Source organism: Pseudomonas sp. GW821-FHT04D07, from assembly GCF_059420225.1.
In genome coordinates, this window is sequence record NZ_JBWKTH010000030.1 from 63,636 (window position 1) to 84,303 (window position 20,668).

20 protein-coding genes are annotated in these 20,668 nt (G+C 57.6%); 18 read left to right on the forward strand and 2 right to left on the reverse strand.

Going from position 1 to position 20,668, the window contains the following annotated elements:
- The first annotated feature begins 411 nt into the window (after positions 1 to 411).
- From AC07T0_RS26445 to AC07T0_RS26485, 9 genes are all read left to right on the forward strand, one after another.
- Positions 412 to 1,578, forward strand: coding sequence for a hypothetical protein (locus tag AC07T0_RS26445; protein ID WP_495003958.1), 1,167 nt, complete (start codon positions 412 to 414; stop codon positions 1,576 to 1,578).
- A gap of 1,237 nt (positions 1,579 to 2,815) precedes the next feature.
- Complete coding sequence (pilL2, locus tag AC07T0_RS26450; RefSeq protein ID WP_495003959.1) at positions 2,816 to 3,445, forward strand: PFGI-1 class ICE element type IV pilus protein PilL2; 630 nt, start codon at positions 2,816 to 2,818, stop codon at positions 3,443 to 3,445.
- Complete coding sequence (locus tag AC07T0_RS26455; protein WP_495003960.1) at positions 3,442 to 4,128, forward strand: hypothetical protein; 687 nt, start codon at positions 3,442 to 3,444, stop codon at positions 4,126 to 4,128. The genes pilL2 and AC07T0_RS26455 overlap by 4 nt, the downstream gene beginning before the upstream one ends.
- 10 nt (positions 4,129 to 4,138) lie before the next feature.
- Positions 4,139 to 4,876, forward strand: coding sequence for a TIGR03759 family integrating conjugative element protein (locus AC07T0_RS26460; protein ID WP_495003961.1), 738 nt, complete (start codon positions 4,139 to 4,141; stop codon positions 4,874 to 4,876).
- Positions 4,873 to 5,436 (forward strand): lysozyme family protein, encoded by a 564-nt coding sequence (locus AC07T0_RS26465; RefSeq protein WP_495003962.1) that lies wholly within the window; start codon positions 4,873 to 4,875, stop codon positions 5,434 to 5,436. The genes AC07T0_RS26460 and AC07T0_RS26465 overlap by 4 nt, the downstream gene beginning before the upstream one ends.
- Positions 5,433 to 5,999 (forward strand): integrating conjugative element protein, encoded by a 567-nt coding sequence (locus AC07T0_RS26470; protein ID WP_495003963.1) that lies wholly within the window; start codon positions 5,433 to 5,435, stop codon positions 5,997 to 5,999. The genes AC07T0_RS26465 and AC07T0_RS26470 overlap by 4 nt, the downstream gene beginning before the upstream one ends.
- Complete coding sequence (gene traD / locus AC07T0_RS26475) at positions 5,996 to 8,176, forward strand: type IV conjugative transfer system coupling protein TraD (RefSeq protein ID WP_495003964.1); 2,181 nt, start codon at positions 5,996 to 5,998, stop codon at positions 8,174 to 8,176. The genes AC07T0_RS26470 and traD overlap by 4 nt, the downstream gene beginning before the upstream one ends.
- A 288-nt stretch (positions 8,177 to 8,464) precedes the next feature.
- Positions 8,465 to 9,214 (forward strand): TIGR03747 family integrating conjugative element membrane protein, encoded by a 750-nt coding sequence (locus tag AC07T0_RS26480; protein ID WP_495003965.1) that lies wholly within the window; start codon positions 8,465 to 8,467, stop codon positions 9,212 to 9,214.
- Between the two features lie 46 nt (positions 9,215 to 9,260).
- Complete coding sequence (locus AC07T0_RS26485) at positions 9,261 to 11,003, forward strand: ATP-dependent nuclease (protein WP_495003966.1); 1,743 nt, start codon at positions 9,261 to 9,263, stop codon at positions 11,001 to 11,003.
- Between the two features lie 89 nt (positions 11,004 to 11,092).
- Here the strand turns inward: AC07T0_RS26485 and AC07T0_RS26490 are convergent, their stop codons facing one another.
- Entirely contained in the window at positions 11,093 to 11,650 is a 558-nt protein-coding gene (locus AC07T0_RS26490) for a hypothetical protein (RefSeq protein WP_495003967.1), read from the reverse strand.
- A 238-nt stretch (positions 11,651 to 11,888) separates the two neighbouring features.
- Between AC07T0_RS26490 and AC07T0_RS26495 the strand changes: the two genes are divergently transcribed.
- Genes AC07T0_RS26495 through AC07T0_RS26535 form a run of 9 tightly spaced genes read left to right on the forward strand, consistent with a single transcriptional unit; the run spans position 11,889 to position 19,470 of the window.
- The gene (locus tag AC07T0_RS26495; RefSeq protein WP_495003980.1) at positions 11,889 to 12,152 is read left to right on the forward strand and encodes an integrative conjugative element protein, RAQPRD family; all 264 of its coding nucleotides are present in this window, start codon (positions 11,889 to 11,891) and stop codon (positions 12,150 to 12,152) included.
- On the forward strand, positions 12,149 to 12,388 hold the full coding sequence (locus AC07T0_RS26500) for a TIGR03758 family integrating conjugative element protein (protein ID WP_495003968.1): 240 nt from the start codon (positions 12,149 to 12,151) through the stop codon (positions 12,386 to 12,388). Before AC07T0_RS26495 ends, AC07T0_RS26500 begins: the two co-directional genes overlap by 4 nt.
- Before the next feature lie 39 nt (positions 12,389 to 12,427).
- Positions 12,428 to 12,790, forward strand: coding sequence for a TIGR03745 family integrating conjugative element membrane protein (locus AC07T0_RS26505; RefSeq protein WP_495003969.1), 363 nt, complete (start codon positions 12,428 to 12,430; stop codon positions 12,788 to 12,790).
- Positions 12,791 to 12,802: 12 nt separating this feature from the next.
- Complete coding sequence (locus AC07T0_RS26510; RefSeq protein WP_495003970.1) at positions 12,803 to 13,207, forward strand: TIGR03750 family conjugal transfer protein; 405 nt, start codon at positions 12,803 to 12,805, stop codon at positions 13,205 to 13,207.
- Entirely contained in the window at positions 13,204 to 13,881 is a 678-nt protein-coding gene (locus AC07T0_RS26515) for a PFL_4703 family integrating conjugative element protein (RefSeq protein WP_495003971.1), read from the forward strand. Before AC07T0_RS26510 ends, AC07T0_RS26515 begins: the two co-directional genes overlap by 4 nt.
- Before the next feature lie 2 nt (positions 13,882 to 13,883).
- A complete protein-coding gene (locus AC07T0_RS26520) occupies positions 13,884 to 14,780 on the forward strand; it encodes a TIGR03749 family integrating conjugative element protein (protein WP_495003972.1) in 897 nt (298 codons plus the stop codon).
- Complete coding sequence (locus AC07T0_RS26525) at positions 14,770 to 16,242, forward strand: TIGR03752 family integrating conjugative element protein (protein WP_495003973.1); 1,473 nt, start codon at positions 14,770 to 14,772, stop codon at positions 16,240 to 16,242. The genes AC07T0_RS26520 and AC07T0_RS26525 overlap by 11 nt, the downstream gene beginning before the upstream one ends.
- The gene (locus AC07T0_RS26530; protein ID WP_495003974.1) at positions 16,223 to 16,642 is read left to right on the forward strand and encodes a TIGR03751 family conjugal transfer lipoprotein; all 420 of its coding nucleotides are present in this window, start codon (positions 16,223 to 16,225) and stop codon (positions 16,640 to 16,642) included. The genes AC07T0_RS26525 and AC07T0_RS26530 overlap by 20 nt, the downstream gene beginning before the upstream one ends.
- Positions 16,642 to 19,470 (forward strand): conjugative transfer ATPase, encoded by a 2,829-nt coding sequence (locus AC07T0_RS26535; protein ID WP_495003975.1) that lies wholly within the window; start codon positions 16,642 to 16,644, stop codon positions 19,468 to 19,470. Before AC07T0_RS26530 ends, AC07T0_RS26535 begins: the two co-directional genes overlap by 1 nt.
- Before the next feature lie 386 nt (positions 19,471 to 19,856).
- On the opposite strand, the gene ybiA is transcribed toward AC07T0_RS26535, so the two are convergent.
- Positions 19,857 to 20,414 (reverse strand): riboflavin biosynthesis intermediates N-glycosidase, encoded by a 558-nt coding sequence (ybiA, locus tag AC07T0_RS26540; protein WP_495003976.1) that lies wholly within the window; start codon positions 20,412 to 20,414, stop codon positions 19,857 to 19,859.
- Between the last annotated feature and the right edge of the window lie 254 nt (positions 20,415 to 20,668).

Below are 20,668 nucleotides of genomic sequence, written 5' to 3' on the forward strand. Positions count from 1 at the left end.
CCAGGCGCGAAGCTTTCAGGGAGATACCCAGAGCACCTCCGTATTGGCACCCCCTCAAGAAACTGGCGCAAAGCTTTTCGATCATAAATAATTCAGATTTTTCTAGCATTCTTGCAGCGATGAGCTAATACATATAGGTATCGATGTTACTGGCGCTTTGTGTTTTCTGATCAAGCAAGCGTCTATCCGTGGTGAAGGTAGATTTTCACAATTACGTACGTCATTTTTCAGATTGTGAGTCCCGCACGGTCCTTGAGCTAGGCTAGTGTGGCCGATGAATGTCAGTACGTGATTATGCATCTGCTTCTACGGGTACAGCTTAGCCCCTCACTCGAAAGTTATTTTGTTCAAATATTTCTTGCTTTTGAACGACGTTTAAAAACCACACAGGTCAATCTTGAGGGGTGATACATGCGTGTGTCTTATTGCTTTATCGTTAGCATCGCGGCTGGATTGGTGGCGTGCAAGAGCTCGATGCCGGAGCCAGGCATAGTCGCGAAAAACTGGAGCGAGAACACCCAACAACTCGGTATTCAGGCAGTCTTTCCGCCTCGTGGCAACGTAGATGTTGGCGATATTTATTTGGCCAGGGCGACGAGAGCAAGTGCTACGCCGCCACCTTCGTTTTACTCCACAATGGCGCAGTGGTACGACCATATTGACCTGACTGCCGAGTTGGAAAAAACAGCGCCAGACTTAAATGTCAGCAAGATGGCTGAGTACGATGATGGACAGGGTACTGCTGCGAAGAAAACCTGGCGTCTGCCGGAGCTTACCCGCACGGGTAGCCACAAACAGCTTAATAGCTTGGTGGCATTCCCTGGTTTCACATTCGCGTCGTTGTCAGAAAGCCAGATAGGTGTGAACGTCACCAATAGTGCTATTAAGGCGTTTCTCAGTGGTGGACGCAAATCGTCTTACAGCGTTTCTTATTCGGTTCCAGCGGCTGAAGTTTACGGAGTTCCTTACATGGCAGCCAAGGAAAAGTTTATGAATCGTAGCAAAACTTATGATGCGGATGATCTGCAGAATTTCTCCCCGTCATGTGAGTATCAGACGGTGGTAGTGTTGATTACAGAAGTATATTCGGCCCGCGCGATTGATGTGGCCGTATCGGCGCAGGATGGGTTCAGTTTAAAAATGTCAGCGGCCGTTACGCGCCTTGCCGATCTGAGTAGCCAGAATACAGCGACCACCCATGAAATCGCAGCTATGACATCGGGACCTGCCACGACAGACAAGCTGGCGGCACTTAAAGCCAGTCAAGAGGCTGTCCAGGCCGAAATGCGTTCGCTTACCGAATCCATTGTCCCTGACTTGCCTGGAGTGACAGGATCGGTGGTGAGGTCCTCCAGTAACGGCATTACGCTGCGGCAGGTGTTTCAATTACCGGTGGTCGTTGGCTACAGGGGTGTGAATTTCAGCCCCGTGCTGACAGGGTGCGAAACAGTTAAGACTGGAAGTGGAACCGTAGCAGCGGCAGGGGGAACGGCCTCTCCCACAGTGGGGCATAACTTCAAGCTGGCCGATCCAGGGCTTAAGGTGCAACCTCTCGGTATACGGCCAACTGTTGAATAAGTCGGTAATGCAGCGCTACAGACGCTTTCAGTTGGCGAAAAGAGGATGAACTCGACGGTCCGGGAAGCGATGCGCTTCGTCCTACGCCAATCAGGTTATCGGCGGTGTCCAGCGAGCGGAGCGGGTGAGGTACGGTATACCCCACCCGCTACTCGCCGCGCATTTTATTTCACACTCTCATAGCCACACACCACGCAATAGATAGCCGGCTCCTGTATGTATGCAACCACAAGACTTAAAAGTATCATTCCTAAAATGGCAGAAACGAACCCTCTCAGAAAACCAAAATCATTAAGCCCTCTTTGCATTTTTATGGTACAAACCCCAAACCCCGTATAAAATACACCTATCAAAACATTTGAAGCCCTGTACATATCTCCTGCCGAAATGGTTTCCGTTACAGACGCACCATAACTCCCAGCATTACAACTCTGTGCCAACGCATGCATTCGTGCCCCAAGGTTGGAACTTCAACCACTCTCATAAACACAAGGCAGACTGAAATATAAAAAAAGCATTCAAATCCAAAAACAGATCACCTTCCCCACCAAAAAACCTACCGTCCAACCAAAAACACGCACCCAAAATAATCAAAAGAAAAAATTGAGAACAAGCATGACCACCAAAAAATCGTTACTCCGCAACACGCCCGCGCCCTTCAGCGCTGGAAAGCTTAGCAGCGATAATGATCGCTGCCATCAGCAGACCAATCAGACTAGCTTGAGCGCACATATACTTGCGCTCCCTAACTTCCTCAAAAACGCAGTGGGCGTGCGCAGTGCTCGCTGAAGATCGTGAGCGCCAGCTAATAACACTGGCAAAACCTTACTGATTACAGACAACAAAACTTTAGACATTCCAAGGTCATTTTTTATCGATCGAACCAATGGTATCGGCGATGTTGAAAAAATCATAAGCGCCAACACGCACGCAGACCACGGCCCGGCTATTGAGACGCTATTTAACTCGCAATATACTCAGCATCCGAATATAGGGAGCCTCACAACCTCCATAGCAGCGCTGTTTTATACTCTTACGGACTGCCAACATACCAAGCAATGCAGTTGGCCACTTTCGGATCTCACAACATCGCAAGCCTAGACCGACGCCTGATACGGCTCCCTGTTCCTACAACAGCGACCACCTGAAAAAACCCAACGCCCCAAATCCTGTTTGTTGGCTGCGATGACCGCTCTAATTTGCAACTGTGTCCTCACCACTGCGTGAGGACACATGGATGTTTTTCTCCCCCATTCGGCCTTTGGCCACTGCTGTAAAACTCGCCTTGCCGCTGACAGTGATGACGCTGTCGGGCTGCACATCGTCGACGACTTCGTCTGCTCAGACGGAGGTCATACGCCCCTCCGTTTCGAAGGTTTCACGTCAGTCACAGGTTCAGTGGCTGCGGCCTGAACGTTCGCCTGCTCAGCGTAAGGGGCGTTACACCCTTGCCAGCACGTTGCCTCGAACCGAACAGTTGGATCTGCTGAGCCAGGTGATCGATATTCGCGTGCCGGAGACGGTGAACCCGACGGTCCAGGAAGCGATGCGCTATGTCCTGCGCCACTCAGGCTATCGGTTGTGCTCGGCAACCAATGCGGGGAATAGCGGCGTGCAGGTGCTGTATGCCCATCCGTTACCCGCCACGCATTACCGGCTTGGGCCCATCACCGTACGCAATGCACTGCTGGTCCTGACCGGGCCGGCGTGGCGGGTGGAGGTTGACGAAAAAGCTCGGAGCGTCTGCTTTGTGGCTCGAGACGCAATGGCGGATCAGTTACCGACAACCGTAATGGTTGGCCCGGTGGAGGGTACAGCGGGAGCGGTTTCCTCGCCTACGGCGCGGCCGCTGGGAGGTGAGCAGTGAAACGTCCAACGCTGTATTCGGCCATTCAAGGTGCCACACTGATTATGTTGGCAGGCACGGCAGTGTACCTGGGAGGCAAGCTCTCAACGCTTTCCAACGCTGTGGAATCGATGCCCTCTCACGAGGGCCTGGAAAGCATCCAGTTGCACCTGAAAAAGGTGGATGCCGAACTCGATAATTTGCAGTCACTGAGCTGTGTGACGGTGGAGGACTTTCAGGCCGCGCAAAAGTCAGCCCTCCAACGACTCGAAGCCTTGGCGGCAGAGCGTTCCGTAGAGACCGTCGTCTCAGGTCTCACCGCGCTGACCACTCAGGTGGAAAACACAGAGGGTGCATTGCTGGCACTCAAAGCCGCCGTAGAGGCCCCTCCTTCCTCGGCCACTGCGCCGGCTCCGTCCTCTGCTGTTGCGCTTGGGTCTTCATCGACCGTTCCCAAGGCCGTACGTCCTCGCAAAGCCAGCACAACTGCTTCTACCCGACTGCCCTTCACCGTCGTGGGTCTGGAGTCACGCAGTGGCGAGTTGTTTTTGGCGGTGATGCTCACAGGGGGACGGCGGCTGGATGACATTGAGCTGCTCCGACCAGGCCGGATGCTCTTGGGTTGGCGCTTGGATGCCCTTGAGCCGGGCAAAGCCCGATGGGTTCGGCCTGACGGTGGTTCGCTCACCGTCTCGATTCCGTGAGGGCTACACGATGAACGTATCCCCTCTTTGTCTGTTGTTGAGCAGCACTTGCTTATTACTGCCCCTGGCGACTCAAGCCGAAACGCTCATCCCCCTGAGCGTTGAAAATACGCCGCACACGCAGCACCGGGAACACCCGACTCAAGCACTTGAGCAAGCCCTGGCTACCGAATGGGGCCTCAAGCCCGAAGAGTGGCAACGCTATCGCCGTTTGATGCAAGGTCCGCTCGGTGTGTACTCGCCCAACCTCGATCCACTGACGGCATTGGGCATAGAGGCGCGAGATCCGCAGGAACAACAGCGCTATGCCGAACAGCAGGTACAGGCGGAGTTCGCCCGCGTGCAGAAGCTGCTGACTTACCAGAACGCCTACAACGATGCCTACCAGCGTTTGTACCCTGGGCAACTGCCAGTGAACCTGATGGGGACCGAGAGCACCGCCCAGGCGTCCCCTGTGACTTCATCGGCGCGGTTGGCGGTGTTTGTCACCACTCACTGTAAGGGTTGTGCGGAGCGCGTCAGGCAGCTTCAGCAAGCAGCACAGGGTTTCGACCTGTACCTGGTGGACAGCCGGGGCAAAGACGACCGTCTTCGGGCCTGGGCCAAGCGGGTCGGCATTGAGCCCCAGAAAGTCCTCAACCGCGACATCACGCTCAATCACGATGTTGGGCATTGGGCGCGCCTGGGCGACAGCGGAGCCTTTCCTGCCGTCATGCGGCCTGTGAATGACCAATGGCAGCGGCAATGAGCCGGCGTCGTTTGTGGCCATGCGCAGGCCTCGTGGGTGGCGGTCTACTGGCTTTGCAGGTCAGCGCCACCCCCTTGCCGCCCCCTGCTTACCAGTGGGCCACTCGCGGCACCTCCGTCCCCTCCTCCGTGCTGTACGCGCTGGCCCTACAAGAGAGCGGTGCTCGCGTCCGTGGCCGTCTGGTTCCCTGGCCCTGGACCCTGAATGTGGCCGGCCTACCTTATCGCTTTGCGGATCGACGCTCGGCATGCCGCGCCCTGCTCCAGGCCCTCCAGACAGTCAGTGCCAAGCAAGTGGATGCGGGCCTGGGTCAGATCAACCTGGGGTGGAACGGCGAGTACTTTGCGCATCCCTGCGAGGCCCTGGACCCGTACCGCAACCTGACCGTCGTCACTGCCCTGCTTCTGAAACACAAATCCCCGGACAGCAACTGGACCGCCGCCGCGGGCCGTTACCACCGCCCCGCTGGCGGTGCACCCGCCAAACGCTACCGCCAGGCCTTTGCTCAGCACCTCACCCGTCTCACCAGCCCCAACCTTCAAGGAATGAAGACCCCATGAACCCCACACATCCCCCACGCTCTGCGTTAGTCACCCGTGCACCGCTGGCTGCTTGGGCGCTGCGCTTACTGACTGGCCTGCTATGCGCTGCCGCCCACGCCGAACTGATCGTCGTTGAAGACCAGGGCGGCGCCTCGGCCCTGGCGTATTACCGCTCGCTCAATCTGTTGTCGGATGACCAACCGGCCAAAGCCATGACCTTACCGCCCGTACGCATCACCACGTACAGCGAAGCGGACATGTTGCCAGTGAAGTCCACATCCCTGAGCCCGGGCCCCTTCAAGAGCCGCGTGCACAATGCCGCCGGTTTGCGGCCGGTATTCCTCATCGGCGATGACGAACTGTCACGGCAATGGCTGCAGCGCCGAGGCGATGTCTTGCGCGAAATCAAAGCCGTCGGGTGGGTGGTCAATGTCCAACGGATGGCGGCCCTCAAGGAGCTGCGGGCCTTAGGCGCCGGACTGGAGATGGTGCCAGCAGCGGCAGATGACCTGGCCCAGCGGCTGGGGATTGAGCACTACCCCGCTCTGGTGACGGCTACCGGTATCGAGCAGCAACCATGACCCCGTCCCATACCATTGAGACCCTACTGCGGCCTGCGGTGGAGCTGTACACCGTGGCGGTGTGTGGCATTGGGGCGTACCTGAGTCTGTTCGCGCCCTGGTCGCTGGCGTTGACGCCACTGTTCGGGGTCGGGGCGGCAGTGTTCTTTCTAGGGTTCGGCGCGATGCGCCTTCGCCAGGCGCTGGTGGTGTTGCGTTACCGGCGCAATATCCGTCGGCTGCCGCGCTATGTGATGACCAGCAAGCAGGTGCCCGTGAGCAATCACCGACTCTTTGTCGGCATCGGCTTCAAGTGGGAACAGCGGCACACCCAACGGCTGATGCAGACATACCGGCCCGAGTTTCGTCGCTACGTGGAGCCCACTGCGGGGTTTCAAGCGGCTCGCCGACTGGAAGTGCGCCTGGAGGTGGCGCCCTTTCCGTTGAGCTTGGTTCCCCGTGTTACCGCCTGGGACAGCCCGTTTAACCCGGTGCGTCCTCTGCCGCCAGTGGGTGGTTCTCCTCGCCTGCATGGCGTTGAACCCAATGAAGTCGAGGTGTCCCTGCCACTCGGGGAACGCGTCGGCCACAGCCTGATCCTGGGCACGACCCGGGTGGGTAAAACCCGGTTGGCGGAGCTGTTTATCACCCAGGATATTCGCCGCAAGAAGATGGTCAACGGGTTGCCTGAATTCGAGCCGGTGATCGTGTTCGACCCCAAGGGCGATGCGGACCTGCTCAAGCGCATGTACGTCGAAGCCAAACGCGCCGGGCGTGAGAACGAGTTTTATGTCTTTCACTTGGGTTGGCCGGACTTCTCGGCGCGCTACAACGCCGTGGGCCGTTTCGGGCGCATCTCTGAAGTGGCCAGCCGCATCGCCGGCCAACTCTCGGGCGAAGGTAACAGCGCAGCCTTCAGGGAGTTCGCCTGGCGCTTTGTGAACATCATTGCCCGGGCGTTGGTGGAACTGGGAATTCGTCCGGACTACCTGAAGATCCAACAGCATGTCATCAACATCGACGCGCTGTTCATCGAGTACAGCGGTTACTACTTCGCCAAGCACGACCCCAGGGCTTGGGAGGTGATCGTCACCCTCGAAGGCGCCCTTAACGAGAAAAATACCCCTTACAACATGCGCGGTCGGCAGAAGCGCGTGACGGCCATTGACCAGTACCTCTCACAAACCCGGGTGGCGGACCCGGTGATGGATGGACTGCGTTCGGCGATCCGCTATGACAAGACCTACTTCGACAAGATCGTCGCCTCGCTCCTCCCGTTGCTGGAGAAGCTCACCACCGGGCGGATGGCCGAGTTGATCTCGCCCAATTACACGGATCTCAACGATCCTCGGCCGATTTTTGACTGGATGCAGATCATCCGTAAGCGAGCGATCGTGTACGTCGGGCTCGATGCCTTGTCCGACCCGGAGGTGGCCGCCGCCGTGGGCAACTCGATGTTTTCGGACCTCGTGTCCGTGGCGGGCCATATCTACAAGTTCGGCATCGATGACGGCCTGCCCGGTGCTGTCCAGGACCAGAAAATCCCCATCAACCTTCACGCTGATGAGTTCAACGAACTGATGGGGGATGAGTTCATTCCGATGATCAACAAGGGGGGTGGCGCGGGTATCCAAGTCAGTGCCTACACCCAGACCCTCAGTGACATTGAGGCCAAGATCGGCAACCGAGCCAAAGCCGGTCAGGTGGTGGGCAATTTCAACAACCTCTTCATGCTGCGGGTACGCGAGACCGCCACCGCCGAGTTGCTGACCCTGCAATTGCCCAAGGTGGACGTTTATTCCACCACACTGGTCAGTGGTGCGACGGACAGTTCGGACCCGACCGGCAGCACCGACTTCACCAGCAACACCCAAGACAGGGTCAGCTCCACCAGCGTCCCGCTGATAGAACCAGCCCACATCGTCAGTCTGCCTAAGGGGCAAGCCTTTGCCCTAATCGAAGGCGCCAACCTCTGGAAAGTCCGGATGCCCCTACCTGCCCCTGATCCAGATGAATGTATGCCCAAAGACCTGCAAGCCCTGGCCCAGCACATGCGCAAACGCTACATCGATGGCGGTGGCGAATGGTGGGTGAGCAGTGGAACGCGGGTGATGGATGAATCACTACCGACGGATCTGCTGGGGGAAGCTCCCCAGGCCGAGACCGTTGCTACAACTGCAGAGGAAGCTCAACCATGAAAGGAAAAATCCGCGTAAAGCTGCGTTTCGTTCACCTTCGGGCATCGACATCGGTATCAGAACCGGCACCGGCATCGACGACGATCTCCAACGTCTTGCATCAGCTACTGATCGCTGCTCGATGGGGGGCCCATGATGGGAACGATCTATTTAACCGATTTAGCAAAAATGGCCTGTCTCCACGCTGGATCAACGTACTCCAGATTCGGGTAGAGGACCCGGTCGCCGGTCCACTATTTGTCTGCTTCGAACCTGTGGTCCTTACGGCGCACTGAGCAGGAGGGAACCATGGCCACCAGCACCGACACCGCAAAAAGCCAACAGCTACACCGTGATAAGGGCCTGATCAGCAAGGCCATCGGGCTGCCTTTCACCCTCCTGGGCATTTTGTTGGTGTCGTTGCTTTTCAGTGTGGTGACCGAGTGGATCGGGCTGTATTTCTTCTGGCCGGAGGAAGGCTGGCACCACTCGCAGGAGATGCTGAACAGCGAGCTTGAGTGGTTGTCGGCAGCATTTGTCCAGAGTCTGTTGGTCGAGCAGCCCGGGCAAACCGCCCGTTGGATCATCGGCTTGGCGTACGAGTGGGGTTTTGAGAAAACCGGTCTGATCCACTGGGTCACCCAGTCAGCCGAGCAGGCCCGAGTGAACAGTAACCGGGGGACAGGACTTCAGTACTACCTGGGGCTGGCCTATGTACATCTGGAAGACTACGGTCTGGCGGCAGTCTATGCAGCGCTGACCTTTCTGGCGCGAATTCTGATTTTGATACTGACGCTGCCGTTGTTCTTGATGGCGGTCTTCACGGGGCTGATCGATGGGCTGGTGCGTCGAGATTTGCGGCGCTTTGGTGCGGGGAGAGAGTCCGGGTTCATCTACCATCGGGCAAAGCGGATGATCGTGCCTCTGTGGGTCGCGCCCTGGATCATCTATCCTGCCTTACCGATGACCGTGAGCCCTCTGCTGGTATTGCTGCCCAGTGCGGCGGCGCTGGGTGTGGTGGTGAGCATTTCAGCAGGCAGTTTTAAAAAATATCTGTAAGCGATATGATTTTGCCATCATTTCGAATTCAGGCAGTCACTGGCTCATGGAAGAACAGATTTTTTTGCACGGTATCAGGCTCAAGAACTATAAAGGTATCGGAAAGAAAGCTGCTTTCATTACACCTTTCAGAAGATTTAATTTTTTTATAGGACCAAATAATTCAGGAAAATCCTGCGTCCTGAGTTTTATTGCAGAACATCTAAACTCAATAACGCATCAAGACATTGATAACCTCAGCAATCCAGAATACCTTGAAATACTGAAAACGTTTGATATCCATCTCGGCGCTACTTCATCGGATATAGAAACGGCAATCGGAATCCCTGCAGATGCAATCAGAGCCGCAGTCTCAGAGAAGAATTTATTCACCACCCCGCAAATAGAAAACATATATGAATTTTTAGCATCCATCTCACAAAGTGGCGCTATATGGTTCCAGACCATAGACAACATTGCCTTACCCTTAGAAACTTTTAGATTCGATGATCCTCCACACACAGCAAAGAAAATACTTGGGATCTACCCAATCATTAGCGATCATAATGAATACGAAACCGACTCAAATAAGTTCCTCGATACTATAAGATGGCTTATCAACCTAGTGGGTTTCTCAAGAACCAAAGTAAATCTAATCCCTGCCATCAGGCAAATCTCCTCAAAAGGAGAGAGTTTTTCAGACTGGAGCGGCAAAGGACTTATCGAGGAGCTTGCCAAACATCAGAACCCTGTTATTCAGGAGCGTCATCTTGTTAACAAATTTAATCAAATTAACGAGTTCCTGAGGACCGTAACTGAGTCGAGAACAGCCAAAATAGAAATCCCTTACAATAGAGAGCATATCCTCGTCCACATGGACGACAAAACACTGCCCATTGAGTCACTCGGTACCGGGATCCATGAGGTCGTAATGCTTGCAGCCTTCTGTACATTGGCTGAAAACCAGATTGTCTGCATTGAAGAGCCCGAACTTCACCTGCACCCTGTCCTTCAACGTCGGCTTGTAAAGTACTTAGAAGAGAACACCACCAATCAGTATTTTATCGCTACACACTCACCTAGTATCATTGACACCATTGATGCCTCTGTTTTCCACGTCTCCAACGTTGATGGATGCACCGAAATAAAACTCTGTTTATCCTCAAACAGCAAATCCAACGTCATCAGAGACCTAGGCTACAAAGCCTCTGATTTGCTCCAGGCCAATGCAATCATCTGGGTGGAAGGCCCTTCAGACAGAATCTATATCAATCACTGGATTCGTCAGATTGCACCTGAGCTTGTAGAGGGCATTGACTACTCGATCATGTTCTACGGTGGCAGGCTCCTGAGTCACCTCTCTGCGAATGATATTGAGCCGAACCTAGAGGATCTTGACGCCCTCATCGCAGTGAGGCGCCTCAATCGGAATCTGGCAATCGTTATCGACAGCGATAGAGCTTCAGAAGACACCCCCCTAAACGCAACAAAGCTCCGAATCCAAAAAGAGATTGAAGACAACGGAGGAGTAGTATGGATCACCGACGGCAGGGAAATTGAAAATTACATACCGGAAGATGATATGACTACGGCCCTAAGCGAATGTTACAAATCATTCGAAAGTCGCATCGACACCGGTAAATTTGATCATGTGCTGCCATTCAACACCAACACAAGCACAACATTAAAAGACGTTGACAAAGTAAAAGTCGCCAAAAAACTTTGCGAAAAAACCTTGAACACTCATACCTTTGGCTTAAATGATAAAATCGAAGCTTTAGTTCTAATGATCAAAAAAGCCAACGCCTAACATCTCACGGGGCATTCCAACCCCTCAGACCATGACAAAGGCCAAGCAATGGCGCTCACCACTTAGACGGGAAGCGCAAGCACTTTACTTTAAATATGCGTAAGCATGATAACCAATGCTATAGCATTAACGGCGATGATTCCGAGTAGGGCGAGCACTTGCACAGGATGTCGCCCCCATGCCCCATACAACGTCCTAGAAAGGTTAACGGAGTACACCCCTAGATAAACCGCGAGGACGAAGGCCATTAGAATTGAGGTCAGAAAAACCCCGACCGCAGGAACAAACATCTTAAGGGCCACGAGCCCGAATACCAACATCTTCGTCATCAGAAAAAAAGAGCCATAATGTTTGGAAAGCAGAGACAAATACCTCATTTTTTGCGCTCGCTTGATATTAAGCTGGGACTCAATGATTACTTTCAGATCGAACCCACACTCTCGAACGACATAAAAGCTTATTCCAACGAAGAGTAAGATACTGGAAAGCATTACCACGGAAGCCCCATCATAGGGCTGCCATAAATTCACATTAAAGGTCCCGTACCCCGAGGCGGCGAGCAGGTACATGACCAGCGCTAAAGTTGACATTACGCACAAAACGGAATAACTGATTAACGGATTCGCACTCATTTTTTGAGTATTCATAAACGCCATCCTCGTCTTCGATTCACGCTCAACTGACTCATGAGCCCCCCTCTGTTGCCGTTCGATACTGCCATGAACTGAAAATAAAACCCACTCGACCAAATCCTGTTTTCTGGCTGTTGCCCGCCTCATCTTTTGGCACGCTCGTTGAACCTTCTACGAGCGGATCGACACCATGCCCTACTCCCAACCTCTGCGATGTATCGCGTTAGCGGCGAGCCTTACCGTGCCTCAGGTGATGGCTGAGCCAACGGCTCACGAACGTGCCCAACTGAGTCTGGTGCTGCGTCAACTGGAGGCCATCACGCGGCAGGTGAATGCCCATGCCGCCGTGCCTGCCGATGAGCACGCGCGCTTCACCTTTGACTACGCCCGTCTCTCTGACGACTTGGAGCAGGTTCGCGGAGGCATTGAAGGCTACCTCACGCCATCACGTGCCCAACCGCGTACCCCACCTGAGCTGACCGGCCATTACATCCGGTCCGTGGGGAGGTCCCCATGAGCATGAGTGCACCACAGCTCAGCGCCTTTCAGGCTATGGGCGGTTTTACCCCGCAACAAAGCACCACCTTGCTGATTGGGCTGGCTTTGGCCGGCGCACTGATCTTCGCTGCCTGGGCCCTCGTCACCGGTTACCGGGGTTGGGCCAGCGGCCAACTCTCCCAAGGGAAGTTCGCCGGCCTGGCCACGAAGGTGTTGCTGATTTACCTACTGCTCACTTTTCTATTGCTGCACTGACCCGTTTTTTTGGATTACCCCTGCCATTGGAGGCACCTCATGAAACCCCGTATTGGTTTAAACCGCGTCACTCACCTTTTTTCGCGTTGCGGCGTGGCTTGTTTGGCCGCCTGGTCCTTCTGGGCCCTCGGGGCACTCCCAGAAATGGAGGCCCCGAGCCGGGGCGAATCGGACAGCATGATCCAGACCCTCCAGGACCATGCCTTCGACATCCTCTCCCTGATCGCTCTGGTCATCGCTGCCGCCGCATTCTGTGGCGTGGCCTACCACGCCTTCACCACCTACTCCGAGGTGCAAAACGGCAAGAAGACCTGGGGCCAGTTCGGGCTGACCTGTGGGGTGGGCGCCCTGCTGCTGGTGATCAGCATCTGGCTGCTGACCAAGGCCACGGGCATCTTGTGAGGATATCTGGCAATGACACAAGACACGGATCACCTACTGCCCGACGGCACCCTTCGGTTTCTGCCGTCACGCCTTAATCGTCAGCCGGTCATTGTGCTGGGGCTCACGGCCGATGAGATGTGGATCTCCGTCGCCGTCAGCGCGGTGATCGGCGCTGGCCTGGGGGTTTGCATCGCAATGCTGTTTCAGAGCCTGGCCCTGGCGCCCACGATGCTGGTGATGTGCACGGCGCTGGGTCTGCTGGCGGGCGGCAAGCTGCTTCGCCGTCACAAGCGTGGCAAGCCAGAGACCTGGCTGTACCGCTATCTGCAATACGCCCTCGCGATGCGATGGCCGGTGCTCACCGCCTGGATCGGCGGCGCGGACCTGGTAAGGCGCTCCGGGCGCTGGAGCACCCGCCGGAGTCGACTCCCATGAGCCGCTTCAAGAATGAGGTGGCCCGACTGGAGTCCCACCTCCTCTCGCTTCGCATCGGGTGTGGGTTGCTGTTCGGGGTTGCCTTGGTCATGGGTCTGGGATGGTGGGACGCCCCCCGAAATATGACCATCAACCTCCCACCGGACCTGCGCTCCGGCAGCACCCGCAAGTGGTGGGAGATAGCGCCAGAGTCGGTGTACACCTTTGGCTTCTACATCTTCCAGCAGCTCAACCGCTGGCCGGTCGATGGCGAGAAGAACTACCCCCGCGCCATTCAGAAACTCTCGGCCTACCTGACCCCTAGCTGCCAATCCCAGCTCGAAGGCGATTTCCGGAAACGCCAGACCGCCGGCGAGCTGCGCGGTCGGACTCGGGGCGTGTTCGAGATGCCTGGCCGGGGTTACGGCGATGATCCAGAGCAGCGAGTCAAGGTGCTGGGTCGGGACAACTGGGTGGTGAACCTGGACCTGGCGACCGAGGAATTCTACGGCTCGGAACGGGTCAAGCAGGCCTTCGTGCGCTACCCCCTTCAGGTCGTACGCCTGGACGTGGATCCAGAGAAAAACCCCTTTGGCCTGGCCCTGGACTGCTATGACAGCACGCCGCAACGCATCGCCCCACCGCCTGCACCCTCCGCCTCAAACGATCCTGCCACTGCTACGCAAGGAAGCTAGTCATGCGTCGATGGAACCTCTTTCTCCCTCTTTGGCTGGGCTGCGCTGTGGCCCAAGCTGTCGAACTCATGCCGTGGGAACGATTGCCCCTGGCCGTGCCGCTGTACGTCGACCAGGAGCGCATCGTCTTTATCGACCAGAACGTCAGGGTCGGTGCTCCCCGTTCATTGGGTGACACGCTGCGTATCCAGAGTACTGGCGGTGCACTGTATCTGCGGGCTAATGCGCCGATCGAGTCCACCCGTCTGCACCTGCAAGATGTGCGTACCGGTGAAATCATCCTGATCGACATCGCGGCCACCGAAGGCCAAGGCCAGCCCGCGCTCGAACCCATCAAAATCGTGAAAGGCTCGGGCACGTCCATGGGCTACGGTGATACACCCGAAACCGCCGCCTCGGGCAGCGACGATGACCCGCCTCTCACTGCGGCGGACAGCCCTCCCGCTTCACGACAAACGCCAATCCCGGTGGTCCTGATCCGCTACGCGGCGCAAAACCTCTACGCTCCCTTGCGAACGGTTGAGCCCCTGCCCGGCGTATTGCCGGTCAAATCGCGGCGTGACCTGGATCTGACAGGCCTGATGCCCACGCAACCGGTCACAGCCCAATGGCTGGGCGCCTGGCAGTTGGAGGACCACACCGTCAGCGCCGTCAAACTGCAGAACAGCGCCCCCATCCCCATCGCTCTGGACCCACGCGAACTGCGGGGCGACTTCATCAGTGCGGCCTTTCAGCACGCGCACTTGGAGCCCACTGGCCTGGCCAGTGACACCACGGTGGTCTATCTGGTCACCCGCGGCCGAAGCTTGGCGCAAGCCCTATCACCGACCCTCAGTCCGGTGGATGCCAGCATTACCCTTCCTACCTCCGCCGCGCCCGGAGGTGACCATGACCAGTAATGGCCTGCTCAAGTGGCTGCTCCTGCCCCTGATCCTGCTGGTGGTCTTCGGGGTACTCAAGGCCTGCTCCCCCAAGGACGCCCCCACAGCCAAACCCGCCAGCACCGCGCAGCCCCTGACGCCAGAGGACATGAAGCTGCTCGACATCGACGGCGACACGCCCCATGACACCGTGGCCACCCTGGTGGCCCAGACCAAGGCCATGCGTACTGAGCTCAAGGCGCTGCTCACGGAAAACAAAGACCAACAGAAAGAAAACGCTCGCCTACGTCGGCGGGATAGCGACATCGATCAGCGGATCCAGAAAGCCCTGAACACGGAACTTGAGAAAGCCCAGCCCACAGGCCCGCAACGCCTGAGTCCACAGGACACCCAGAACCTGCTGGAGGACCTCAAGCAGCAGCTCTCAACCTCGTTTCTGAACAAGGGTGGCGCCGACCTGCCCATCGGCCTGGGTCTGGAGCCCGATGACGAAGCGTCGTTCTCGGGAGCCCACAATGACCTGATCTGGACCGAGCCTCAGGACGGCACCTCCGTCGATGCCAAGGGCAAACCGCTGCCGGCTGGGTCCGGCAAACCGGCAAAGGGCTTCACTTTCCCGACGGCCTTCAGTGATGAGATCAATAAGGGCCAGCGGGCGCTCAAAGCCAATACCGGCGCGGTCGGCCGCCACATCAAAACCACGGACGACAAAACCGCAGCCAAGCCCGTCTACACCCTGCCTGAGAACAGCACCCTCACCGGTTCCATTGCCATGACCGCGCTGATTGGCCGGGTGCCCGTGGACGGGGTGGTGAACGATCCCTACCCCTTCAAGGTGCTGATCGGCCCGGATAACCTCACCGCCAATGGCATCGATCTACCGGATGTGGCGGGCGCGGTGATCAGCGGTACCGCTGCCGGGGACTGGACGCTCTCGTGCGTGCGCGGGCAGATCGTCAGCCTGACCTTCGTGTTCAACGACGGGCGTATCCGCACGCTCCCCGCCCCGCAAAAACTGGCCAGCCGCCAAAGCAGCGGTCAAACCGGCCAATCGCAGTTGAACAAGATTCAGGGTGGCATTGGCTGGCTTAGCGATCCGTATGGCGTGCCGTGCATTGCCGGTGAACGGCGCTCCAACGCCCAGCAGTACTTGGGCACCAAAAGCCTGCTCACGGCGGCCGGCGCCGGGGTGGCCAAGCTGCTCGAAGCCGACAAGGCCGACGCCAGCACCGTGCTCACGCCTGGCGGAGCCGCCGTGGGTGCAGGCCCCTCGGCGCTGAACAGCATTCTGTCCGGTGGCGTGAAAGACATTGGCGACTGGGTGAACAAGCTCTACGGCCAAGCGTTCGCCGCCGTCTATGTGCAGCCCGGCGCGCCCGTGGCCGTGCACCTGGACCGGCAGCTGGAAATTGACTACGAAACCCTCGGCCGCCAGGTGCGGCATGTGACAGGAGGTCCCCATGCATCGACCCTCGATTAATTCCCTCGCCTGCCTGTGGCTGGTCATGGTGCTGACCGGTGGCTGCACCACTGACAAGGACGACCTGCTCCCTCATGGCTCGCAGACCATGACCGATCTCTGGGAGAGACATGCGGGCCCGGCGCCTCAAGGTGCCCTGAGCCAGTCACTCCAGGAAGCCCGCTTGGCCTTGCGTCGCCCCCTGGATGACATGGGGTCCGATCAGTTGACCTATACCCGCACGGCCCGCAACGAGATCCACAGTCAGTTCAAGCGCCTGCCCAACCCGGACATTGTGATGTACGTCTTTCCCCATCTGGCGGGGTCTGACCCGGTCCCGGTGCCCGGCTACAGCACGGTCTTCCCGCTTTACCAGCGGGTGCAGTACGCCCTGCCCGGCGAACGCACGGAGGCCTACTGATGGAAACGGACAAAACCGATACCGATCCCTGGGCACAGCACGTTGAACAATTGAAGGCCCACGGCCTGCCAGAACCTGGCGCAGGGAACCGCACCCGAAAGCGCCCCGCCACCAAGGCCGATGAACAAGCCCTCTATGAAGTGACGCCCAGCTTTGTCGACCTGTTGCCCTGGGTGGAATATTTGCCCGACACCCAGTGTCTGCTGCTGGAGGATGGCGAATCTGTGGCCGCGTTTTTTGAGCTGACGCCGATCGGCACAGAGGGCCGAGAAGCGAGCTGGCTGTGCACCGTGCGCGATGCCCTGGAAAACGCCTTGCAAGACAGCTTCGACGAGCGGGAAGAACAGCCCTGGGTGGTGCAGCTCTACGCCCAGGATGAGACCGACTGGGACGGCTACCTGCAAACCCTCGGTGATTACGTGCAGCCGCGCGCCCAGGGAACGGCCTTTACCGAGTGTTACCTCACAATGTTTGGTCAGCACCTCAAAGCATTGTCCAAACCCGGCGGACTGTTTGAAGACACGGTGGTGAGCCACCTACCCTGGCGCGGCCAGCGGCGCAAAGTACGGATGGTGGTCTACCGGCGCCGTAAGGGCGCTGATGGACGTCGAGGCCACACTCACGAACAGGCCCTCAACAGCGTCTGCGACCGACTGCTGGGAGGCCTGGGCAATGCTGGCGTTAAAACCCAGCGCATGATCGGTGCACAGATCCATGCCTGGCTGCTGCGTTGGTTCAACCCTCACCCGCGACTGCTGGGAGAGACCCGAGCAGACCGGGAGCGGTTCTATCAACTGGCGTCCTACCCTGAGGGCCCAGCAAGCAATGCGCTGGAATTGGCCAGCGGTACTGACTTTGCCCAGCGCCTGTTCTTCGAACAACCGCGCTCTGACCTGGAACAGGGACTCTGGTACTTCGATGAGCAGCCCCATCGTGTGGTGGTCCTCGATCGCTTGCGCACGCCGCCAGTCATTGGCCACCTGACCGGGGAAACGCCCAAAGGGGGCGACGCCATCAACGCCCTCTTCGATCAGATGCCGGAAGACACCGTACTCTGCATCACCCTGGTGATTTGCCCGCAGGATCAACTGGAGGCCCACCTCAACCACCTTGCGCAGAAATCGGTCGGGGACACACTGGCCTCCGAGCAGACCCGCGCCGACGTGCATCAAGCGCGCAAGCACCTGGGCAGCGCTCACAAGCTGTACCGGGGCGCGGTGGCGTTCTACCTGCGGGGCCAGGACGTCGAGGAGCTCGACAGCCGCACCTTGCAGCTCCATAACGTGATGCTCAACGCAGGTCTACAGCCGGTGCGCGATGAGCATGAAGTGGCGCCGCTCAACAGCTACCTGCGCTGGCTACCCGGGGTGTTCAATCCAGGAATGCGCCAGAGTGACTGGTATACCCAACTGATGTTTGTGCAGCACGTGGCCAACCTGGCGCCCATCTGGGGCCGCAGCGAAGGCACGGGGCATCCCGGGTTCACGTTCTTCAACCGAGGTGGCGGTCCGCTCACCTTTGATCCTCTGAACCGCCTGGACCGGCAGATGAATGCGCACCTGTTTCTGTTCGGGCCGACGGGGGCCGGTAAGTCGGCCACCCTCAACAGCCTCCTCAACCAGGTCACAGCGCTGTACCGGCCACGGTTGTTCATTGCCGAGGCCGGCAACAGCTTTGGGTTGTTTGCAGACTTCGCCAAGCGATTGGGGCTGACGGTCAATCGGGTCAAGCTGGCGCCCGGTTCCGGTGTGAGCCTGGCACCCTTCGCCGACGCTTACCGACTGGTGGCGACACCCAACCACGTCATGACCCTGGACACCGAGGCCCTGGAGGACACCGACGCCACAGAGGACGATGAACGCGATGTGCTGGGCGAGTTGGAGATCACCGCGCGCCTGATGATCACTGGCGGTGAAGACAAGGAAGAGCAGCGCCTGACCCGCGCCGATCGCAGCCTGATTCGTCAGTGCATCCTCAATGCTGCGCACACCTGCGTAGGCCAGCACAGAACGGTGCTGACCCAGGACGTGCGCGACGCCTTGCGGGACATGGGCAATGACCCCCACTTGCCAGAGCCGCGGCGTCTGCGTCTACTGGAAATGGCCGATGCCCTGGACATGTTCTGCCAGGGCGCCGAGGGCGAGCTGTTCAATCGTGACGGTACGCCCTGGCCAGAAGCCGATATCACGCTGGTGGACCTGGCCACCTACGCCCGTGAGGGCTACAACGCCCAGCTCTCCATCGCCTACATCTCGCTGATCAATACCGTGAACAACATCGCCGAGCGAGACCAGATGCTGGGCCGACCCATCATCAACGTCACGGACGAAGGCCACATCATCACCAAGAACCCACTGCTCTCGCCCTACGTGGTCAAGATCACCAAGATGTGGCGCAAGCTCGGGGCGTGGTTCTGGCTCGCCACCCAGAACATCGACGACCTGCCCAAGGCCGCCGAGCCCATGCTCAATATGATCGAGTGGTGGATCTGCTTGAACATGCCGCCGGATGAGGTCAACAAGATCGCGCGGTTTCGTGCACTCACCGAGGCGCAGAAAGCCTTGATGCTGTCAGCGAGGAAAGAGTCCGGGAAATTCACCGAGGGAGTGATCTTGTCAAAATCGATGGAGGTGCTGTTTCGGGCCGTGCCACCGAGCCTCTACCTGGCCACAGCCATGACGGAGCCTGAGGAAAAAGCGGAGCGGTTCGCGCTGATGAAGGAGCACGGCATCAGCGAACTGGATGCCGCGATGATGGTGGCGCAGCGGATTGATCAAAAGCGCGGGATTTCAGACTCAATAGTGGGTAGTAACCCTGCCCTGGGATAAACGCCCCCGCTGCAAGGCGCTCATATCGGCATCCACCTTGGCGCCTTGCTATTTTTACTGGCAGAAGCCCTGTGGTTCATGGCTCTATGCGACCTTCAGCACCTAGCACAGGGAGATTCACAAATGGACTTGAGAGCTATCGCCGTCGCACTAATGCTGAGCCCGTCACCGTACAGCGTCCTGGCAGGACAAGGACATGACGCCGGATACGCGTGGGCAGCGGAGAACGATATTGACGATGCCAGTGACTGCAGCACCCCATCATTGTCGTTCAACCGAGGCTGCAAGGAATACGTCGAAGAGAGCCCCTCCTCTCTGAGCAGCACAGACGACGATGACGAGTAAGCTGCTTCCGACTGAACACCAAGTGCTATAGAGCCTGCCGATCAGGGGCAAACCTGTTCGTCGTCACGAACCTGCATAAGCGCGAATCCCAACAGATTCAGGCCCCGCCATAGGTTTGGGTCGTGCGCGTTTTCATCGTCCTGGGCAAGCCCAATACCCCAGATGCTATCCACTGGACTGGCCTCAACGATGATGTGAGATCCAGTCTCCTTGAGGAAGGCGCTCAACTCCGGGTTTTGGGAGAACTTGGCTTGGTTGGCCCGGACGACAATTGCATATCGATGCTGCAGCCAAACCTCATCGTTGAATCCACGCACGTTGCGGCCAAGCGCCTTGGCTGCGTTGGGGGTGGGTGCCAGGAGCACTTGAGCACGAACTTCTTGATCGCCGAACAAGGCAGCCTTCTCGGCCATCATGAAATGCTCAGCCGTTGGGTAACGCTCCCCCTCCACGACGAACTCGGCGTTGTACCACTGGCTGAAGCACGAAGACGTGACGCCACGCTTGCTTCGCTGGTGCCCCCAGAAAAAAACATACTCAAGCGCCTCACCAGCGTTGAAGCGGGAGCGGAGATCTTCCAGATACTTGGAATCGTGCAATCCCATAGCTTCTTTACAGCATCGAGAATATCCGTATTCATATTGACCTCACCGGGACGTCTTCCTTTGCGTATCGCGATTCTTAACCTTTAACGCAGGAGCTGGCCCCGCGGGCATCTTGTCCTTCGACCCTCAAACGCCGGAGGGAGGCAATAGAGTTAAGGGGCCCAGGATATATGTGGTGGTTTAATTTCCCCGGACACCCCGATAGGTGGAAAATGCATCTATCGAGGAGTTTTTCATGACCGACAAGC